Source organism: Stenotrophomonas sp. CFBP8980 (assembly GCF_034046095.1).
Taxonomy (GTDB): Bacteria; Pseudomonadota; Gammaproteobacteria; order Xanthomonadales; family Xanthomonadaceae; genus Stenotrophomonas; species Stenotrophomonas lacuserhaii.
Map to the genome: position 1 here is coordinate 742,953 of NZ_JAXCXF010000001.1, position 20,047 is coordinate 762,999.

General features: G+C 66.2%; 18 protein-coding genes. 7 read left to right on the forward strand and 11 right to left on the reverse strand.

Going from position 1 to position 20,047, the window contains the following annotated elements:
- Positions 1–18 precede the first annotated feature (18 nt).
- Genes SOM47_RS03310 through SOM47_RS03320 form a run of 3 tightly spaced genes read right to left on the reverse strand, consistent with a single transcriptional unit; the run spans position 19 to position 3,356 of the window.
- Positions 19–1,323, reverse strand: a complete 1,305-nt coding sequence (locus SOM47_RS03310; protein ID WP_320504753.1) for an ABC transporter permease — start codon at positions 1,321–1,323, stop codon at positions 19–21.
- A gap of 8 nt (positions 1,324–1,331) precedes the next feature.
- Complete coding sequence (locus SOM47_RS03315; protein WP_042614582.1) at positions 1,332–2,048, reverse strand: ABC transporter ATP-binding protein; 717 nt, start codon at positions 2,046–2,048, stop codon at positions 1,332–1,334.
- A gap of 30 nt (positions 2,049–2,078) precedes the next feature.
- Entirely contained in the window at positions 2,079–3,356 is a 1,278-nt protein-coding gene (locus SOM47_RS03320) for an efflux RND transporter periplasmic adaptor subunit (protein ID WP_042614583.1), read from the reverse strand.
- 204 nt (positions 3,357–3,560) lie between these two features.
- Here SOM47_RS03320 and glmS point away from each other — a divergent pair, with 204 nt between their 5' ends.
- Entirely contained in the window at positions 3,561–5,399 is a 1,839-nt protein-coding gene (glmS, locus tag SOM47_RS03325; protein WP_320504754.1) for a glutamine--fructose-6-phosphate transaminase (isomerizing), read from the forward strand.
- Between the two features lie 558 nt (positions 5,400–5,957).
- Here glmS and SOM47_RS03330 read toward each other — a convergent pair.
- Positions 5,958–7,079 carry an NADH:flavin oxidoreductase/NADH oxidase gene (locus SOM47_RS03330; protein ID WP_320504755.1) on the reverse strand — a complete coding sequence of 374 codons (1,122 nt, stop codon included), beginning with the start codon at positions 7,077–7,079 and terminating at the stop codon, positions 5,958–5,960.
- A gap of 498 nt (positions 7,080–7,577) precedes the next feature.
- Here SOM47_RS03330 and SOM47_RS03335 point away from each other — a divergent pair, with 498 nt between their 5' ends.
- Positions 7,578–8,009 (forward strand): CBS domain-containing protein, encoded by a 432-nt coding sequence (locus SOM47_RS03335; RefSeq protein ID WP_042614307.1) that lies wholly within the window; start codon positions 7,578–7,580, stop codon positions 8,007–8,009.
- A gap of 69 nt (positions 8,010–8,078) precedes the next feature.
- Here SOM47_RS03335 and SOM47_RS03340 read toward each other — a convergent pair whose 3' ends face one another.
- Positions 8,079–8,507, reverse strand: a complete 429-nt coding sequence (locus SOM47_RS03340; RefSeq protein ID WP_042614308.1) for a VOC family protein — start codon at positions 8,505–8,507, stop codon at positions 8,079–8,081.
- A gap of 95 nt (positions 8,508–8,602) precedes the next feature.
- Entirely contained in the window at positions 8,603–9,121 is a 519-nt protein-coding gene (gloA, locus tag SOM47_RS03345; protein WP_320504756.1) for a lactoylglutathione lyase, read from the reverse strand.
- A 123-nt stretch (positions 9,122–9,244) separates the two neighbouring features.
- Here gloA and SOM47_RS03350 point away from each other — a divergent pair, with 123 nt between their 5' ends.
- Both SOM47_RS03350 and SOM47_RS03355 read left to right on the forward strand, forming a co-directional pair.
- Positions 9,245–10,354: a PLP-dependent cysteine synthase family protein gene (locus SOM47_RS03350; RefSeq protein ID WP_042614332.1), complete on the forward strand. Its 1,110-nt coding sequence runs from the start codon at positions 9,245–9,247 to the stop codon at positions 10,352–10,354.
- Between the two features lie 77 nt (positions 10,355–10,431).
- Entirely contained in the window at positions 10,432–12,480 is a 2,049-nt protein-coding gene (locus tag SOM47_RS03355) for a M3 family metallopeptidase (RefSeq protein WP_320504757.1), read from the forward strand.
- Here SOM47_RS03355 and SOM47_RS03360 read toward each other — a convergent pair.
- The 4 genes from SOM47_RS03360 to SOM47_RS03375 form a co-directional block, all read right to left on the reverse strand.
- Positions 12,448–13,431, reverse strand: a complete 984-nt coding sequence (locus tag SOM47_RS03360) for a hypothetical protein (protein WP_320504758.1) — start codon at positions 13,429–13,431, stop codon at positions 12,448–12,450. The genes SOM47_RS03355 and SOM47_RS03360 overlap by 33 nt on opposite strands.
- A 187-nt stretch (positions 13,432–13,618) precedes the next feature.
- Positions 13,619–14,422, reverse strand: coding sequence for an SDR family oxidoreductase (locus SOM47_RS03365; protein ID WP_320504759.1), 804 nt, complete (start codon positions 14,420–14,422; stop codon positions 13,619–13,621).
- Positions 14,419–15,000 (reverse strand): DUF1415 domain-containing protein, encoded by a 582-nt coding sequence (locus SOM47_RS03370; RefSeq protein WP_320504760.1) that lies wholly within the window; start codon positions 14,998–15,000, stop codon positions 14,419–14,421. The genes SOM47_RS03365 and SOM47_RS03370 overlap by 4 nt, the downstream gene beginning before the upstream one ends.
- A 34-nt stretch (positions 15,001–15,034) precedes the next feature.
- On the reverse strand, positions 15,035–15,517 hold the full coding sequence (locus SOM47_RS03375) for a YajQ family cyclic di-GMP-binding protein (protein WP_320504761.1): 483 nt from the start codon (positions 15,515–15,517) through the stop codon (positions 15,035–15,037).
- Between the two features lie 78 nt (positions 15,518–15,595).
- Here SOM47_RS03375 and SOM47_RS03380 point away from each other — a divergent pair, with 78 nt between their 5' ends.
- Positions 15,596–16,492: a DMT family transporter gene (locus SOM47_RS03380; protein ID WP_320504762.1), complete on the forward strand. Its 897-nt coding sequence runs from the start codon at positions 15,596–15,598 to the stop codon at positions 16,490–16,492.
- A 54-nt stretch (positions 16,493–16,546) separates the two neighbouring features.
- On the opposite strand, the gene SOM47_RS03385 is transcribed toward SOM47_RS03380, so the two are convergent.
- On the reverse strand, positions 16,547–17,842 hold the full coding sequence (locus SOM47_RS03385) for a hypothetical protein (RefSeq protein ID WP_320504763.1): 1,296 nt from the start codon (positions 17,840–17,842) through the stop codon (positions 16,547–16,549).
- 493 nt (positions 17,843–18,335) lie between these two features.
- On the opposite strand from SOM47_RS03385, the gene SOM47_RS03390 reads away from it, so the two are divergent.
- Together SOM47_RS03390 and SOM47_RS03395 are read left to right on the forward strand one after the other, a co-directional pair.
- Positions 18,336–19,343 carry a methionine ABC transporter ATP-binding protein gene (locus SOM47_RS03390; RefSeq protein ID WP_320504764.1) on the forward strand — a complete coding sequence of 336 codons (1,008 nt, stop codon included), beginning with the start codon at positions 18,336–18,338 and terminating at the stop codon, positions 19,341–19,343.
- On the forward strand, positions 19,340–20,029 hold the full coding sequence (locus tag SOM47_RS03395; protein ID WP_042614317.1) for a methionine ABC transporter permease: 690 nt from the start codon (positions 19,340–19,342) through the stop codon (positions 20,027–20,029). The genes SOM47_RS03390 and SOM47_RS03395 overlap by 4 nt, the downstream gene beginning before the upstream one ends.
- The last annotated feature ends 18 nt before the right edge of the window (positions 20,030–20,047 follow it).

Consider the following 20,047-nt stretch of genomic DNA (forward strand, 5'->3'; position numbering starts at 1 on the left):
GATTCCTCGTTGACGTGCTTACTGCGACTTGAGCTGGATGGCCGGGGTGACCTGCATGGCGCGCCACGCAGGCAGCATGCCGGCGGCCAGGCTGGCGAACAGGGTCAGGCCGATGGCCAGCACCAGCATGCTGCCGTCCAGATGGGCGAGCTTTGCGTATTCCACCGGCTGCTGGCGCACGGCATACAGGCCGATCAACGCCAGTCCGATGCCCAGCAATCCGCCGGCCACGCCGACCGCGCCCGCTTCCACCACGCACTGCAGGAAGATCTGGCCACGGCTGGCACCGAGGGCGCGGCGCACGCCGATTTCGCCGCTGCGGCGCAGGAACTTGGCCAGCAACAGGCCGACGGTGTTGATCAGGCATACCACCAGGAAGCCGAGGGCCAGCCAGACCTGCAGGCGCACGTCACTGGGAACGGCCTTCTTGTAGTCCAGCCATTCCATCACGGTGGAAAGCCGGGTGTTGGCCGGGCGCTGGAATCGACCCGCTGCCCGCTGCTGGTCCGAATAGTTGACCAGGTACTGGCGGAAGTCATCGGCCTTGGCCGGGTCCAGTTCGACCCAGTACTGCAGCCAGGTGCAGGGGGCGTTGAGGTCGTAGCTGGAGCCGTCCGGGGAGCCGTCGCCGAAGCAGTTCATGTTGCCCGAGCTGCCCATCTTCAGGTCGACCGACGTGGAGAACGGCATCAGCACGTCTTCTTCCTGGCCGTAGGCGCTGAAGGACAGGTCGAAGAAGCGCGGCTGGGGCTGCCAGGCCTTCAGTACGCCGACCACGCGCAGCGAATGGCCACTGACGGTCAGGTTGCGGCCCACGCTGTTGGTACCGTTGAACACCTTGTCGTTGAGCGCCTTGGACAGCACCACCACCCGACCGCGCCCCTCGTCGTCGGCCGCGGTCCAGGGATTGCCGTACTGGAACGGTACGTCGAACATGGGGAAGAAGTCGGCCGAGGTGTAGCGCGAATCCACCGAGAACGGCTTCAGCGTGCTGCTCTCCGGCACGATCGTGGCGCCACCGGCGGTCATCACGGCCTGGCGCTGCGCGCGTTTGTCACGCAGCATCGCTTCCGCATCGAAGCGGGTCATCTGTTCTTCGGGTTCTTCGCCGGGAACGTACCCCGACTTCGGGCGCGGATCCAGCTGCACGTAGAACAGGCGGTCGCTCTTGCCCGGGATCGGATCGCCGGACAGCACGTGGAAGACCGTCAGGGTGGTCATCGAGGCGCCGATGCCCAGCGCGATGGCCACCACCATCAACGCGGTCAGCACCTTGTTGCGGCGGAAGCTGCGCACGGCCAGGCGGACGTAGTAGGCGAACATGGCCGACCTCACTCGTTGACGGCGGCGATGCGCCGCGCGGTGGCCAGCACCGGCTCGCGCAGCAGGTCGGTGACCTGGCCGTCGACGATGTGCACGTTGCGTTGCGCACGGGCGGCCAGTTCCGGATCGTGGGTGACCATCACGATGGTGGTGCCGGCGGCGTTGATCTCCTCCAGCAGCTCCATCACCCCGCGCGCCATGGTGCTGTCCAGGTTGCCGGTCGGCTCATCGGCCAGCAGCAGGCGCGGGCTGCCGGCCAGTGCGCGGGCGATGGCCGCGCGCTGCTGCTGGCCGCCGGACAGCTCACTCGGATAGTGCTTCATGCGCGAGCCCAGGCCGACCTGGCTCAGCGCCTTTTCAATGCGCTCGCGGCGTTCGGCCGCGGACATGCCGCGGTAGCGCAGCGGCACATCGACGTTGTCGAACAGGTTGAGATCGGGGATCAGGTTGAAGCCCTGGAAGATGAAGCCGATCTTCTGGTTGCGCAGGCGGCTGCGCGCATCGTCGCCCAGCTTGCTGACGTCTTGGCCATCGAGCAGGTAGGTGCCGCTGGTGAAGGTCTCCAGCAGGCCGGCGATATTGAGGAAGGTGGTCTTGCCCGAGCCGGAAGGACCGGTCACGGCGACGAACTCGCCCTCGTTGACCAGCAGGTCAAGCGACCGCAGGGCATGGGTTTCCACCTGTTCGGTGCGGAACACTTTGGCGACAGCGCGCATCTCAAGCATGGTTCTCTCCAGATTCCGTAAGGGGTGATGTCAGTTGATGGAAACGCGCTCGGCGTCCTTGAACAGGTCGCTGCCGGCGACCACGATGCGATCTCCCGGCTGCACGCCGGACAGGATCTCCACTTCGCCCAGGCTGCTCACGCCCAGCTGCACCGGGCGGCGCACGGCGGTGCTGCCATCCATGACGTAGGCATTGCCGGTGCCCTGTTCCACGAACGGGCCACGCTCCACTTTCAGCACGTCCTTGCGCGTGTCCAGCAGCACGCGCACGGACATGCGCTGGCTCTGGCGCAGGCCGGCCGGCTGCTTGTCGGCGAAGCGCACGCGCGCGTTGACCTCGCCGTTGACCACCTCCGGCGACACTGCGCTGATTTCCCCGGCGAACGGCTGGCCGCTGCCGCTGGTCAGCTGCGCCGGCATGCCGATTGCCAGGTCGCGGGCGAAGCTTTCCGGAACCTTGATCTCGATTTCGAAATTGGACAGGTCGACCACGCCCAGCACTGGCGCATTGGCGACCAGGTTGGTGTGCTGCACGGCCTGCACCTGGCCGACCTGGCCATCGAACGGTGCGCGCAGGGTCAGCGCGTCCACCTGGCGCTTGACCTCGGCCACCACCGCGCGCTGGCGGTCGGCGAGCAGGCGCTTGTTGCGCGCGTCCAGGTCGGCGCCCTGGCCCTGCAGGCGGGTGTCGGCCTGGGCGTTCACCAGGTTGATGTCGGCTTTCTTCAAGGCGTCCTGCGCGCGTGCCAGGTCGATCTGCGGCACCGCGCCGCCGTCGAAACCACGTTGGTAGCGCTGCAGGTCGCGCTCGGCGGCCACTTTCTCGATGCCGGCTTGGTCGGTGTCCTTGCGCGATTTGGCGCGGGTCAGGGTGGCATCCAGTGCGGCACGGCTGGATTCGGCTTCCAGCCCGGCCAGGGTTGCTTCTTCCTGGGCCAGCTTGCTGCGCAGTTCCGGACTGTCGATCAAGGCCAGCTCCTGGCCCTTCTTGACCACGTCACCGGCCACCACCTTCAGCGTGACCGTGCCGGCGGAGATCGCGTACAGCACCGGGCTGTTGGCTGCGATCACCCGGCCGTCGGCGGCGATGTCGCGCACCAGATCGCCGCGTTCCACCTGCGCGATGCGTACCCGGCTGCTGTCGAACGAGCGGCTCGCGTTGAGCCAGCCGTGCACGGCAAAGGCGATGCCGGCCAGCACCAGCAGCGCGGCGAGCGCCGGCCAGCGGTAACGGCGCCAGGTGCTGGCGGCCGAACCGGGCGTGGCGGTGGAAACGATCTGGTCCTGGGCGGAAGTGTCACGGATCATCGAAGGGCCTGGGTGGTAGGACTGCCTGTAGGGAAGCAGGGAGCGTGCCAACTTTTCATCCCTTTACGATCAAGCAGTTGCGCTACTCGCGCGGGTGTCCGTGTGTCCGCGGACAGCCGCGCGGACACTTTCGTTAAGCGGCCAGGCGGCCAGGGCGGACAGCCACGCTAGAATGTGCGGATCAACACCAAGGGATGCGGGACTATGTGCGGAATCGTGGGTGCGATCGCTGATCGCGATGTGGTGCCGGTGCTCATCGAAGGCCTGAAGCGGCTGGAATACCGCGGCTACGATTCGTCGGGCATCGCCGTGCTTGAGCCCGGAGAGCGAGCGGAGATCCGCCGCGTACGCCGCACCGGCCGCGTCTCGGAGATGGCCTCTGCCGCCGGTGCCGAAGGCTTCAACAGCGTGCTCGGCATCGGGCATACCCGCTGGGCAACCCATGGCGGCGTCACCGAAGCAAACGCCCACCCGCACATCAGCGACGGGGTGGCGCTGGTGCACAACGGCATCATCGAAAACCACGAAGCGCAGCGCGAGAAGCTGCGTGCGCTCGGCTACGTATTCGAATCGCAGACCGATACCGAAGTCATCGCCCACCTGATGCACCATCACCTCAAGGATGGCGGCACCCTGCTTTCCGCGCTGCAGCGCACGGTCAAGGAGCTGACCGGCGCCTATGCGCTGGCGGTGATGAGCCGGGCCGAGCCGGAGCACTTCGTCTGCGCCCGCATGGGCTGCCCGCTGCTGGTCGGCCTGGGCGAGGGCGAGAATTTCGTCGCCTCCGATGTGTCGGCGATCATTTCGTCCACGCGCCGGGTGATCTTCCTGGAAGAGGGCGACACCGCCGACGTGCGCCGCGATGGCGTGCAGGTGTATGACGCGCATGACCAGCCCATTGATCGTGGCGAGCACCTGTCCGATGTCTCGCTGGCTTCGCTGGAACTCGGTCCGTATCGCCATTTCATGCAGAAGGAAGTGCATGAGCAGCCGCGCGCGCTGGGCGACACCATCGAAGCGGCGATCGACGCCGGTGGTTTCCCGGCCGAACTGTTCGGCAGGAATGCCGAGGCGGTGCTCTCGGGCGTCACCGGGGTGCAGATCCTGGCCTGTGGCACCAGCTACTACGCCGGCATGACCGCGCGTTACTGGATCGAATCGATCGCCGGCCTGCCGTGCAACGTGGAGATCGCCAGCGAATACCGCTACCGCGCTGCGTACGCGGATCCGAAGCACCTGGTGGTGACCCTTTCCCAGTCCGGCGAAACGCTGGATACGATGGAAGCGCTCAAGTACGCCAAGTCGCTGGGACACCTGCACACGCTGTCCATCTGCAACGTGCCGGAAAGTGCGATTCCGCGTGCCAGCGAACTGGTCTGCTACACCCGCGCCGGTGCCGAAATCGGCGTGGCCTCGACCAAGGCGTTCACCACCCAGCTGGCGGCGCTGTTCCAGCTGACCGTGGTGCTGGGCAAGCTGCATGGCCGTGTCGATGCCGCCCAGGAAGCGGACTACCTGGAGCAGCTGCGTTTCCTGCCGGGCAGCGTGCAGCACGCGCTGAACATGGAGCCGCAGATCGCCGCGTGGGCCGAGCGCTTCGCACGCAAGAGCAGCGCGCTGTTCCTGGGCCGCGGCCTGCATTATCCGATCGCGCTGGAAGGCGCGCTCAAGCTGAAGGAAATCACCTATATCCACGCCGAGGCGTACCCGGCCGGCGAACTCAAGCACGGCCCGCTGGCGCTGGTGGACGAGGAGATGCCGGTGGTGGTGATCGCGCCCAACGACAGTCTGCTGGAAAAGGTGAAATCCAACATGCAGGAAGTGCGCGCGCGTGGTGGCGAGCTGTTCGTGTTCGCCGACCAGGACAGCCACTTCGTCGAATCCGAAGGCGTGCACGTGATCCGCACCCCGCGCCATGCCGGTGTGCTGAGCCCGATCGTGCACACCATCCCGGTGCAGCTGCTGGCCTACCACACCGCTCTGGCGCGCGGCACCGACGTCGACAAACCGCGCAACCTGGCCAAGAGCGTAACGGTCGAGTAGATCCCCCAGGAAAGGGAACGGGGGCAGTCCCTCGCGGGCGGCTTTGAAGCTGCAGCTGGGGCGGGGCCGGGCGGGGAGGCTGGTCGGGGGACGGCAAAAACTGCCCCTCCGGGGTCCGGCCCAGCCGCTGGGCGGCTGTGCGTTCGGGCGCTTGCGAAGCGGTGCTTCGCAAGCAAAGCGCCCTCACCCATGCGGGCCTCGTTTCGCGCCATCCATGGCGCTCTACGCCCCCGCCCAGCCTCCCCGCCCGACCCCCTGACAGGTTCCGGTGGCCGCCACCCGCGCAAGAAAAAGAATAAAGGCAGGGGTCAGAGTCCTTTCGCGTAGCGAAAGGACTCTGACCCCATTTTTCTCCCACCCGTCCAATCCCTGCCTTGTCCATGGCCCCCATGGACCTGTCGAAGGTGGGGCGGGGTGGCTGTGCAGGACCGTCTTTTCGCATGGATGCGAAAAGCGAGCCTACATGGATGTACTTGCGGCGTGTCCTGCACAGCCACCCCGCCCCGCCAACAAGCGGCGTGCAGCTTTTGACGTTGACGTTGACGTCAAACCTCCTGCTTACTGCGCCGAAGCGCGGCCCGGCCCGCGGTAGCGCGCCAGCCAGTGCGCGTACGGCGCGGGCAGGGTGGTCCAGGCCGGGTTTTCGACCCCAAGTTCCTGTGCCAGCTGGTACGGGTAATGCGGGTTGGCCAGGTGCGCGCGGCCGATCATCACCAGGTCGCTCTGCTGCTGCTGCACGATGGATTCGGCTGCTTCAGCGCCATCCACGCACCAGCCCACCGCCACGGGAATGCTGGCTTCATCGCGCACGCGCTGGGCAATCGGCGCCAGGAACGACGGAGTACCCCACGGCACCACGCCGGTCGGGATGACGAAGTTGATGCTGACGTTGAGCAGGTCCAGCCCACGTTCGCGCATCTGGCGGACCAGTTCGATGGATTCAGCCAGGGTTTCTTCATCGCGCCCGTCGTATTCAATGACGCCCATGCGCGCGGTCAACGGCAGCTCGGCCGGCCATACCGCGCGTACCGCGGCAACCGTCTCCAGCAGGAAACGCGCGCGGTTGTCGAAACTCCCGCCATAGGTGTCATCGCGCTGGTTGCTATGGGTAGAGAAGAAACTCTGCGCCAGGTAACCGTGTGCGAAATGCAGTTCCAGCCATTTGAAGCCGGCATCGCGCGCGCGTTCGGCGGCAGCGACGAAGTCAGCCTGCACGCGCTTGATGTCGGCAATCGTCATTTCCTGCGGCAGCTTGGACAGACCGCCGCCGAAGGCGATTGCCGACGGTGCCAGGGTCGGCCAGCCGCGCGCGTCATCTTCGGCGATATGGTCGTCGCCTTCCCACGGCAGGTTGGCGCTGGCCTTGCGTCCGGCATGCCCGATCTGGATGCCCGGTACGGCACCGGTCTCGGCAATGGCGGCGGCAATAGGGGCAAGGGCGTCAGCCTGCGCTTGGTTCCACAGGCCCAGGCAGCCGGGGGTGATGCGGCCTTCCGGCGATACGCCGGTGGCTTCCACGATCACCAGGCCGGCACCGCCGCGGGCCAGTCCGGTGTAGTGCGCCAGGTGCCACGCGTTGGGCACGCCATCGGTGGCGCTGTACTGGCACATCGGCGGTACCGCGATGCGGTTGCGCAGGGTCACGCCTTTCAGCTGGAACGGGGAGAACAGGTGGGACATGGGGACATCCGTGGAGGAGGGGGAGCGCGGCGCGGGGCGCCGTGGACTGCCCTAACCATGGGGGGCGGCGCAGGCTGAATCCACCACGCTGCGACAGGACGCTGCATGCCATGAGTGCAGAGACAGAACAGGGTGCGCGGCATGCGTCATGCACAGCACAGGCGCCGGATTGCAACTGGGACACAACCCCGGTGTTCTGTCCGCATCTCGGCAGTGGGCGACGCATCTTGAGCGCGCTGCGTGGTCTGCGTTCAGCAGCGGTTTCTACGGCAGTGCCATTCTCTGGACGGTTGGTTGGTTCCACGATGCACTGTGCCATCGATGCCGGTAGTGACCGATGGTCGCAGTCGTAGAATCGAACCCGCCGGGGTGGGATTGAGCGATTGAACCCGCCCCGTTCGCGCTGCACCAGACGTGCGCTGGAAGGTCGGTCCCCGGGGAGGGGGCGCATCGGCAGAGCACATTTTTCGAATCAGTGACCTGCAACAGGAAACAAGAATGAACGTCCGCGAGCTGCTGCAATCCAAGAAAGAAGCTGTCATCACCATCGATTCCGAAGATACGATCGGTGCTGCCGCGCACAAGATGAGCGCGAACAAGATCGCTGCCCTGGTGGTGACCAAAAACGGTGCCCCGGTCGGCATCATTTCCGAGAAGGACATCGTGCGCAGCCTGGCCGATGACGGTCCGCAGGCCGGCCGTCGGGTGATTTCCAGCGTGCCGTCGACCGGCCTGGAAGGCATCGCGCCGGAGGCCACGCTGAAGCAGGCGATGTCCCTGATGACGTATTCGCGACGCCGCCACCTGATGGTGACCGAAGGCGCGACGCTGGTCGGCATCCTCAGCCTCGGCGATATCGTCAAGAACCTGCTGGGCGAGCTGGAACTGGAAAAGGCCGTGCTGCAGGACATCTACCTGGCCGCGCACTGACCCTTCGGCACATCGCGACATGGGAAGCCGGGCAGTGCCCGGCTTCTTCGTTTCAGGCCATGGAGACCGTCAGAAGGTGACCCTCACCGAATCGGCGCTGTACCGCGCTTCACCGTGATGGACCACTTCAATATTGTTGCCATCCGGGTCCAACACGAACGCGGCGTAATAGCCGGGATGATAGGGCCGTTCGCCCGGCGCGCCATTGTCCTTGCCGCCGGCCGCAAGCGCTGCCTTGTGGAACGCCTCGACGGTGGCACGGTCGCGTGACTGGAACGCCAGGTGGTGGCGGCCGGTCAGCTCGCCGGCGGCGGCGTCACTGTCGGCGCTGGAAATGAACAGCTCATCGGCCCAGAAGTAATCCTCGCCTTCGCCGGCGATGGGAATGCCGATGGTGTCGAACACCGCTTGGTAGAAGCGCCGGCTGGCGGCAAGATCGCGCACGATCAGCTGGATGTGGTCGATCAATCGCCCGCGATGCAGCTCGTTGGTTTCCATGCTCACGCTCCAAGAAAAGGGGACGGAGGGGATTAAGTCGCTTGTGGCCCGATTGTGCCAGAAACGACTTAATCCCCTCCGTCCCCTTTTTCACGTCAGGCGTTGGAGATGATCTCGACCCAGTAGCCGTCCGGGTCCTTGATGAAGGCCAGGTGCTTCATGCGGCCGTCTTCCAGGCGCTTCTGGTAGGGCACCTGCAGGTCGTCGAAGCGCTTGCAGGCGGACTGGATGTCCGGCACCGAAACGCAGATGTGGCCGAAGCCGCGCGGATCGCTGTTGCCATCGTGGTACACCGGGCCGTCCTGCGCTTCGGTGCCATGGTTGTGGGTCAGTTCCAGCACGCCGGAAAGGCCAGCCATCCACAGGCGGCGCTCGGCGTCCGACTCAGGCACCGGTATGCCAGCCGGCAGCAGGGCCAGGAAGTACAGGCTGAATTGGGCCTCGGCAAAGTCGCGCTTGTCGATCAGCTGGTAGCCCAGCACGCGGGTGTAGAAGTCCAACGAAGCGGTCGCATCCTTCACCCGCAGCATGGTGTGGTTGAAGACGAAGCCGGCGGTCTCGGCCGGCGGCTGGGCGGCAACGCCGGGAACGGTCTGCAGGTCGGCAAGGGTCATGGGGGATCCTTCAGTGGCGGCGCCCGGAATGGCGCGATGCCCCATTCTACCGACCGGCGGATGACGACAGTCCGGCGTAGAATGCGTGCACCGCACCGTTCCACCACGGACAACGATTCCGCCATGTCGCAGCGTGAATGGGTGGCTGCCGCCATCCGCAAGATCGAGGCCGATTTCAACCGTTCGGCTGATACCCACCTGATTCCGATGGACCTGCCCGGGTTCGACGGCATCGAGGTGTACTTCAAGGACGAGTCCAGCCACCCCACCGGCAGCCTCAAGCACCGCCTCGCGCGTTCGCTGTTCCTGTACGCGCTGGCCAATGGCTGGCTGCGCGCGGGACGGCCGGTGATCGAAGCCTCCAGTGGTTCGACAGCGGTATCCGAAGCGTATTTCGCGCGTCTGCTCGGCCTGCCCTTCATCGCGGTGATGCCGGCCAGCACCTCCCCGGAGAAAATCGCCGCGATCGAGTTCCACGGCGGCCGCTGCCATCTGGTGCAGAGCGCGTGCGGCCTGAATGCCGCCTCCGAGCAGCTGGCGCGCGAGACCGGCGGCCACTTCATGGACCAGTTCACCTTCGCCGAGCGGGCCACTGACTGGCGCGCCAACAACAACATTGCCGAATCCATCTTCAAACAGATGGCCGAAGAGCCGCATCCCATACCGGAATGGATCGTCTGCAGCCCGGGCACCGGCGGTACCGCAGCCACGCTGGGGCGCTACGTCAGCTACCGTCGGCACGACACCCGCATCCTCTGCGCGGATCCTGAAGTGTCGGTGTTCTATGACGGCTACCGCGCCGCGCTGGCCGGTGAGCCGTGGCGGCAGCTGACCTGCGAAGGCGGTTCACGGGTGGAAGGCATCGGCCGTCCGCGGGTGGAGCCCAGCTTCATCCCGACCAGCGTGGACGCTATGGTGAAGGTGCCCGATGCACTGGCGCTGGCGGCCATGCGCCAGGTCAGCCGCCGCCTGGGGCGCCGTGTCGGCGGCTCCACCGGCACCAATTTCATCGGCGTACTGCAGGCCGCGCAGTGGATGCGTGAGGCAGGTCGCGGTGGCAGCATCGTCACCATCCTGTGTGACAGCGGCGAGCGCTACGCGCACAGCTATTACGATCCTTCCTGGTATGAACGGATGGGGATCGACGTGGTGGGCGCCGATGAGGTGCTTGCAGCGGTACTGGCAGGGGGCACCTTGCCGGCGCTGCCGATGAGCAGCCTGGAAACGCTCTGACCCCCTTGCCATCGCGGCGGCGCGGCGCCATATCCAGCAGCATGCCACCGCGCGTGGCGCCCGCTACTGGAGCCCCTATGACCGCCACCAACCCGTTGCTTGATTTCTCCGGCCTGCCGCGTTTCTCCGAGATCCGGCCTGAGCACATTGGACCGGCGCTGGACGTGTTGCTGGCCGACGCGGAAGCCGCCGTCGCCGCCGCCGAGCGGGTGCAGCCCGTGTCATGGGAATCCTTCGTGGTCCCGCTCGACGATGCCACCGAGCGACTCTGGCGGGCCTGGGGCCAGGTCGGTCAACTGCAGGCAGTAATGAACACGCCGGCGCTGCGTGAGGCCTACAACCAGAACCTGCCGCGGATAACCAACTTCGGCACCGCGCTGGGCCAGAACGTGGCACTGTTCCAGCAGTACCAAGCATTGGCATCCGCGGCCGAGGCAGCCGGCTTCGATGCGCCAAGACAAAAAGTGCTGGACAACACCCTGAGGGATTTCCGCCTGGGTGGCGCGGAACTCGATGGCGCCGACAAAGCGCGCTTCACCGCCATCAAGGAAGAACTGTCCGCGCTGGCGGCCAGGTTCTCGCAGAATGTGCTCGACGCGACCGACGCCTGGTCGTTGCTCGTCAAGGACGAAGCGCGCCTGGCGGGCCTGCCGCAGGATGTCCGGGCCGCTGCGCGCGCCGCCGGCGAAAAGGATGGCAAGGACGGTTGGAAACTGACCCTGCAGATGCCGTGCTACCTGCCAGTGCAGACCTATGCCGAAGACCGCGACCTGCGCGAGGCCCTGTATCGCGCCAGTGCGCAGCGCGCTTCGGAATTCGGTGATGGGTCGCTGGACAACAGTGGCAACATCGACCGCATCCTTGCCTTGCGTGCAGAGCTGGCGGGGCTGCTTGGCTTCGCCTCTTATGCAGACTATTCCGTCGCCACCAAGATGGCGCAGGACCCGGCCGAGGTGCTGGCGTTCCTGCGCGATCTGGCGGCGCGTGCCAAGCCCTTCGCCGCCAAGGATCGCGCGGAACTGGAGCAGTTCGCGCGTGACACGCTGCGGCTGGACGACCTGCAGGCCTGGGACCTGGCATTCGCTGCGGACCGCTTGAAACAGGCGCGCTACAGCTACTCCGAGCAGGATGTAAAACAGTACTTCACCGAACCCAAGGTGCTGGGCGGATTGTTCGCCGTGATCGAGCAGTTGTACGGGCTGCGGGTGCAGCCGGACAGCGCGCCGGTGTGGCACGACGACGTCCGCTTCTTCCGCCTGGTGGATGCGCAGGGAAGCATGGTAGGCCAGTTCTACCTTGACCTGTATGCACGCGAAGGCAAGCGCGGCGGCGCGTGGATGGACGACTGCCGCAACCGTCGCGTGCGCGCCGATGGCAGCGTGCAGACGCCGCTGGTCTACCTGGTCTGCAACTTCGGCCGCGGTGCGCAGGGTGCGCCGGCGACCTTCAGCCACAACGAGGTCACCACGCTGTTCCACGAAATGGGCCACGGCCTGCACCAGCTGTTGACGCGTATCGGCGAACTGGGCGTGGCAGGCATCAACGGCGTGGAGTGGGACGCGGTGGAGCTGCCCAGTCAGTTCATGGAAAACTTCTGCTGGGAGTGGAGCCACCTGCAGGGCATGACCGCGCACGTCGAAACCGGCGAACCGTTGCCGCGCGCGCTGTACGAAAAAATGCTGGCGGCGCGCAATTTCCACAGCGGCATGGCGACCGTGCGCCAGCTGGAATTCGGCTTGTTCGACATGCTGCTGCACAGCCAGTTCGAGCCGCAGCAGGACAGCGTGCTGGCCTTGCTGGAACGTGTGCGCGACGAGGTCGCGGTGAACCATCCGCCGGAGTGGAACCGCTTCCCGCATCAGTTCAGCCATATCTTCGCCGGTGGTTATGCGGCGGGGTACTACAGCTACAAGTGGGCCGAAGTCCTCAGTGCGGACGCCTATGCGGCGTTCGAAGAGGCGCCGGATGCCATGGCGGCGACTGGCGCGCGGTTCCGCGATGAGATCATCGGACGCGGTGGCAGCCGCAGTGCGGCAGACAACTTCAAGGCCTTCCGCGGCCGCGCGCCGAACATCGACGCGCTGCTGCGGCATTCAGGGATGGCTGCCCAGGACGAGCGTGGGTGAATTCAACTCCGGTGCGTCGTCGGTAACCAGGCCGGGCGATATCGTGGAAAGCGTTTCCGCGTCCACGATCATGCCTCCAAATCCGGTATTCAGTAAATACAGGGAAATATCCCGCCCATGGGCGGGGTCCACGAAGTAGCGCGCGTCCCCGAGGTAAGCGTGGCTTAATTCGATCGGATATTGGTACTGGGCCAGTTGCTGGATGATGTAGCCGGCGAGGGTGTTGGCCGCGTAGCGTGTCATCAGCATCGCCTGCTTTTCACCTCTAGGAAGCTCGGCCAGCACGCGCTGTGCTCCTTCCGGTTCGCCGGCGGAGATGTGGGCCAAGGCAACCCTTTTCGTCAGTACGTCCTTCAGTACCAACGCGACGCAATCCTGGACATCATCGACGCAGAGCTGTCCTTCCTCGGAGAACCCGACGCAACCTTGGCCAACCTTCGTGAAGGGGCGGTCGCGGGATGGCGTACAGCTTGAATCGACCTTGAAAAGATCGCCGTTGGCTGCGTAGACCCGTTTGTTTGCAAATGCGTCCGCCGCGCCGGGGCCGGTCAACTCGTAGTTGAGCATGCAGTGCTTGTCCTGCGTGACGGTGTAACGGGAGGAGTCAAACTCGGAAAGAACATCTCTCATCGGTGAGGGTAGCTTCCTCAGTTGGTCGGCAATCAACGCCAGGTCGCCTTGGAACGGCACTGAGCCAATGCGTAGTGATGACCCGTCGTCCTCGCGGCGCGGCATCTGCTCAGCCGGAGGCAAGTAGCTGAACTGAATGTTCCGGTCCAGTGGAGTTGATGGTGCTCTCATTGGTTGCTGCTGAGTGGACGGCAGAGCGCCATTTACGATATGAATCAGCGGAAGCGAGGGGATGAGCGTAGGCGCTGCCGTGGACGGGGCCACGCATGGGAATTGGGCCGACGCGCGGGTAGCGCTGGCTTGAGCGGTGACGTTGTGCATGGGCATGGTCATGTTCGCGCGCATCCCGACGCAATACGCGCTGGCGGGGAGTCGGTCGCGCGGCGGTCTTCGCCCAAGCAATGATGCCGTCTTGCCCGCGAGGTTGCTTTCATTAAAGCAACCTCCAAAAGCGCGTGGCGGGGTGTTCGTGAAAGTGGCGTAGCAGCAGCGGCACGCCGTCCGTCTTTCAATCCACGTAGATCATCTTGCGGGTCATGCCGCCGTCGACGATGTGGTCCTGACCGGTGATGAAACCCGCCATGTCCGACAGCAGGAACACCGCCAGCGCGCCGATGTCGCCGGGCTGGCCGACCCGGCCCACCGGGTGCTGGGCGTGATCGGCCTTTGACAGCGAAGGTGTACGCCGCCGCGCGGGCGCCTGCCAGGCACCGGTGGCGATCCAGCCGGGGCTGATGCTGTTCACCCGCACCGCGGGCCCGGCGCTGAGTGCCAACGCGTGGGTGAAGGCGACCAGTCCGCCCTTCGCGGCGGCATACGCTTCACTGTCAGGTTCGGACATCTGCGCCCGCGTGGAGGCGATGTTGAGGATCGCGCCGCCTCCGTCCGCACCCAATGCAGGCAGTGCGTGCTTGCTGCACAGGAAAGCACCGTGCAGTGATGACAGCCGCCGCTGCCACTCGCTCCATTCCATGTCGGCCAGCGCGGTGCCATGTGCACCGGCGATTCCGGCGTTGTTGACCAGTCCGTCGATGCGACCGAAGCGCTTCAGGGCCGCGGCGATGAAGCCGCGCACGCTGGATTCGCTGGTGATATCCAGCTTGCGGAACGCGGTGTCGGCAGGACGATCCCATTCGACCAGGCAGGCCTTGCCCGCGTCCACGTCCAGGTCACCGATCATCACCTGGCCGCCCGCACCCAGCACCGCCTGCGCGATGCCGCGGCCGATGCCGTTGGCACCGCCGGTGACCAGCACCACCTTGCCCGCCAACGGCGCATTGGGCCAGGCGGATACGGCCGGTACGATGCTCATGACAGGTCCTGCCCGCGCAGGCGCCGCCACCAGCCCTCCACGCCAATGCGGTCCAGGGTCTGGATGTTGCGCTCCACGATCACATCCGGGTCCGGGAAGGCATCCACCGCACGTGCCACGCTGTCTTCGCGCAGCAGGTGGAGGATCGGGTAGGGCGCGCGGTTGGTGTAGTTGCTGGCATCGTCCGGCGCAACACCGTCGAACTGGTACTGCGGATGGAAGCTGGCCACCTGCAGGATGCCCTGCAGATCCAGTGCTTCGACGGCCGCGTCGGCGTTGTCGAGGAAATCGTTGTAGTCCAGGAAGTCGGTCAGCACGTTCGGATGGATGATCAGGGTCGTGTCGGTCTGCTCGGGCGACGCATCGCGCAGCAGCACCAGTTCTTCCGCCAACTGCTCAACCAGCGCTTCGGGCGTGGTGGCGTCGCTGAGCACGTACCGCACCTGCTCCTTTACGTACACCGCCTTGGCGAAGGGGCACAGGTTCAAGCCGATGACGATGCGCTCCAGCCACAGGCGGGTAGCGGCAACGGGGTCTTCGGCGGGCGGCCCTTCGGACGAAACAACGGAGTCGGTCATGGCGGGCTCGGCAGGCGGGCGGGGAGGTGGGTGATCAGTCGCGGAAGTTGTCGAACTGCAGCGGCAGTTCGAAGTCGTTCTTGCGCAACAGGGCCATCGCGTCCTGCAGGTCATCGCGCTTCTTGCCGGTCACCCGCAGCTTGTCGCCGTTGATCTGGCTTTCCACCTTCAGCTTGGCTTCCTTCAGCGTGGCGGCGATCTTCTTGGCGATCTTCTGCTCGATCCCCTGCTTGACGGTGATCTTCTGCCGGGCGCCGGCGACGTTGGTTTCCACCTCGCCGAATTCCAGGCTCTTGGTGTCGATCTGGCGGGCGGCCATGCGGGCGCGCAGGATATCGGTCATCTGCTGCAGCTGGAATTCGCTGGGAGCGCTCTGCGAGATCACGCTGTCTTCCAGCTCGAACTTCGCGGCCACGCCCTTGAAATCAAAGCGCGTGGTCAGTTCACGGTTGGCCTGGTCGACCGCATTGACCAACTCGTGCTTGTCCACTTCGGAGACGACGTCGAAAGAGGGCATGGGGAAACTCCTGGATTCAGTGCCCCCATTCTACCCAACCCGCCTTGGAAGGTCGGCGTGGCAGGGCGATAATGGGCCATGAACGCCCCTGCCTCTCCCTCGCGCGCCGTCATCTGGATGGTTGCCGCCGTCGCCTGTTTCTCGCTGATGGACGCGGGCATGAAGCAGCTGGCGGCCGGATATCCTTCGCTGCAGGTGACCTTCCTGCGCGGCGCCGCCTCGCTGCCGTTCGTGCTGGTCTGGGTGCTGGCCAGTGCCGGACCGCGTTCCTTGATTCCCAAGCGCTGGGGCCTGCACCTACTGCGCGGCGTGCTGGGCATGGTGATGATCGGCTGCTTCGTCTTCGCCCTGCGCGACCTGCCGCTTTCAACCGCCTACAGCATCTATTTCGTCGCCCCGCTGATCATCGCAGCGCTGTCGGTGCCGCTGCTGGGCGAGCGTGTGGGACCGCGGCGCTGGGTGGCCATCGGCATTGGCCTGCTCGGGGTCATCGTGGTTCTGCGGCCGGGGGTGGACGGGTTCATTTCCGTTCCCGGACTGATGGTGCTGGTCGCGGCCACGGCCTATGCGGTGGCCGCCATCACGGTCAGCCTGTTGACCCGCACCGACACCTCGCAATCGATGGTGGTGTGGTTCCTGGTGATCATGGGGATCGGGGCCGGTGTACTGGCCTGGCCGGAGTGGGTGCCGATGCAGCTGGCCGATGCGCCGCTGGTGGCGGGCATGGGACTGGCCGGTGCGCTGGGACAGATCGCGCTGACCCGGGCCTTCCAGCTGGGCGAAGCGTCGATGATCGCGCCACTGGAGTACACCGGGCTGGTCTGGGTGATCGGCTGGGATCTGTTGTTCTGGCAGCAGTTGCCTGATGCGTGGACCTGGAGTGGCGCGGCCATCATCGTGGCATCAGGCCTGTACCTGCTGCACCGCGAGCGGGTGAACCGCCGGCAGCCACCCAAGCCGCTGGACCACCCGTGAACCCGGTGGGCGTTGAGCCCACCGGTTCCTCATGGCGGCGCCACCGGCACCCCGTCAGCCGATGCGGTCGATGATGCGCTGGTTGGCCCGCACCAGCGCGTCTGTTAGCTGGGCAGACAGCGCTCGCGTCCGGGCCAGCAGACGATCGATCGACAGGATCTGCAACCGGTTTATTTCAGAGGCGAGGCTGCCGGTGCTCTGCAGCGCCTGCCTGTTGTCGCCCAACACGGTTTCGATCGCCATGACGCCAGCGCGGATGCGCTGCACGCAGCTGGCGTAGGCACTTATTTGGGTATCGGCCAGCGCGGCAACGCGGTCGGCCCGTGTCACCGCGGCACAGGCCGATTCCAGTGTCGCCAGCGGCTGCTGTGCGGGGGTTATCTGCTGGCAGTGCTGCAGCAGCGCGCTTCCGGCTCCGGTCGCGGGCGTGCTGACGTGGCTTGCCTGGCGCACCAGGCGCAGCCGGGCGGCGGGCCCTGCCGACGGGCTTGCGCTGCAGCCAGGGTCCAGTTCGAGCAGGGCGCCCAGCCATGCGCCCACGGCGTCGCCGTCGCCGATCATGTCGGCCAGCTGGGCCAGCTTGCGCGGTTCCAGCACGTCGCCCGGGATGCGGTCGGGGTGGCCGGCCGCGCTGCACCAGACCAGGCTGTCCAGCAGCCGCTCCTTGTCGCCGCCCGTGCGCTGGTCCAGGTAGTGGACGGCCCGCAGCGCGGCGGCCATGTTTTCCACCTGCACCGCATCGCGGTCCTGTGCCTGACCGGCATGGATACGCCACAAGGTCACCCCTGCCAGCGCCGTGGTGGCCAGGCCAGCACTGCCCAGCACCAGCATGGCGCGGGGCGCGGGCGCAGCGCCGGAGCCGGTCGGCACGGCGGCATAGGCGGTTGCCGAGCACGCATCGGGCTGGGCATCGCCGGGACGGCCCTGGGCTGCCAGCAGCAGGCCGCCGGTCAACCAGTGCAGAGGCGAGCCAAGCCGCATCCGGGTCAGCGTGGCGCGTTCGGCGCCATTGCCGCTGCGGCCAGCGCTCGCTGCAACCGGTCCTGCCTGCGTGGCCGCAGCCCGCGCATCGGCGCGGCAGGTGCTGCGATCCAGATCGCGCCGGGTGCGGTGGCTCATGAACTGCTCGAATACCTGCGCCACGGACCGGCCCGGCGCGCGCCCATGCACCAGGCGCTGCAGTGCGCGCAGTCCGGGCTCACCCTGCAGGGTGAGCCGTTCATCGACCTGGGCGATCAACCTGGCGTGTGCTGCGGTCTGCTGTAGCAGGGCTTCACTGGCATGCGGAGTGCCCGTTTCTCTCGCCAGGCCGGCCAGGAACAGCGCGCTGGCCACCGGGCGTTGTTCCATCAGCCTGTGCACGATGGTGCTGTCAGGTGTGTGAGCAGATCGATGGGGGCGCGTGGCGGATTCGCGCAGGCCCGCGTTGCCCCACTGGCGCGGATGCCTCGGCGCCACGTCGGGCCGAGGGGGCAGGATCGGGGTGGACGGCTCGCGAAGGACGGTCGCAGTGATCGCACTCTGGCTCAACATCGGAATCCTCTTTGCGGTGATAACGTTGAGCACGAAGTCTTGTTCGCGACCCGCGCCAATAGCCAGCGTCTTGCCCGGATTCAGACGTGTCCTATTGCGCGACCCGCGTCACCAGTGGGTCTGGGTGGTCCGGCCGCCCAGGGCGGGCTTGGGACGGGCCACGGCGAAGGCGACAGTTCGCCGCGCGGGAGGCCTGTCACGTGGCTTAGAACCATCCGGAATATCATTCGTCTCACCGGCATAGGCGGAAGACCGTCCGCGCTGGTAGGCTGCACGCCCCCCTCCAACGCCCATCCGGTGAGCTGCTGCCGTGATCGAGTTCCAGCGCCTGCACAAATCCTATGCCGTGGCCGGCCGCGCCGTCAGTGCGCTGCAGCCCCTGGACCTGACCGTCGAGTCCGGCGAAGTGTTCGGCATCATCGGCCACTCCGGCGCGGGCAAATCGACCCTGATCCGCATGATCAACCGGCTGGAGGAGCCCAGCGGCGGCCGCCTGCTCATAGAAGGAGAAGACGTTACCGCCCTGGATGCAGCCGGCCTGCGTGCGCTGCGTCGGCGCATCGGGATGATCTTCCAGCACTTCAACCTGCTGTCCTCGCGCACGGTAGCGTCCAACGTCGGCTTCCCGCTGGAGCTGGCCGGCACGCCACGGGCGCAGATCGACGCCCGGGTGGCCGAACTGCTGCAGACCGTCGGCCTGCAGGCGCATGCGGACAAGTACCCGGCACAGCTGTCCGGCGGGCAGAAGCAGCGGGTCGGCATCGCGCGCGCGCTGGCCACCGGCCCACGGATCCTGCTGTGCGATGAGGCCACCAGTGCACTGGATCCGCAGACTACCGCCTCGGTGCTTGGGCTGCTGTCGAAGATCAACCGGGAACTGGGCCTGACCATCGTGCTGATCACCCACGAAATGGATGTGATCCGTCGGGTCTGCGACCGCGTGGCAGTGCTTGATGCCGGTGAACTGGTGGAGATGGGGCCGGTCACCGATGTGTTCCTGCATCCGCAGCATCCGACCACGCGCCGTTTCGTCAGCGAATCCGAGCACATCGACGAGGGCACGCTGCACGGTGATTTCGATACCGTTGGCGGCACCATCGTGCGGCTGACCTTCCTTGGCTCTGACACCTACCAGCCGCTGCTGGGCAGCGTCGCCCGCCAGACCGGCGTGGATTACAACATCCTGTCAGGCCGCATCGACCGCATCAAGGACACCCCGTACGGACAGCTGATCGTGTCGCTGGTCGGCGGCGACCAGGCTGCCGCGCAACAGGCATTTGCCGCTGCGGGCGTGCACGTAGAGGAATTGCGCCGATGATCTTCGCAAGCAACGGCGGCTTCTTCCGCCACCTGGACGCCGGCAAATGGGCCGATATCGGCCAGGCCACCGTCGACACGCTGTTGATGCTGGCCGGGTCGCTGCCGCTGACCCTGGCCATCGGCCTGCCGCTCGGCGTGCTGTTGTACCTGTTCGGCTCACCGCAACTGCGGCGCAGGCCGGTTGCCTACGGCGCGCTGGCGCTGGTGGTGAACCTGCTGCGTTCGGTGCCTTTCATCATCCTGATGATCGTGCTGATTCCGGTCACGTTGGGGCTCATGGGCACCTCGCTGGGCGTGCGCGGTGCCATCGTGCCGCTGGTGATCGGGGCAGCGCCGTTCTACGCGCGGCTGGTGGAGACGGCGCTGCGCGAAGTGGACCGCGGGGTGATCGAGGCCACCCAGGCGATGGGCGCCACCACCTGGCAGCTGGTGACCCGCGTGTTGTTGCCCGAAGCCCGCCCCGGCCTGATCGCCGGCGCGACGGTGACCACCGTGGCACTGATCGGTTTCACTGCGATGGGCGGTGCGATCGGGTCCGGTGGACTGGGTGATCTCGCATTCCGCGATGGTTACCAGCGCTCGCATACCGACGTGGCGCTGGTCACCGTGGTGCTGCTGCTGGTGCTGGTGCAGCTGCTGCAGATGATCGGTGACCGCTTGGTGGCCCATTACAGCCGGAGATGACCGCCAGCGCCGGGTCGT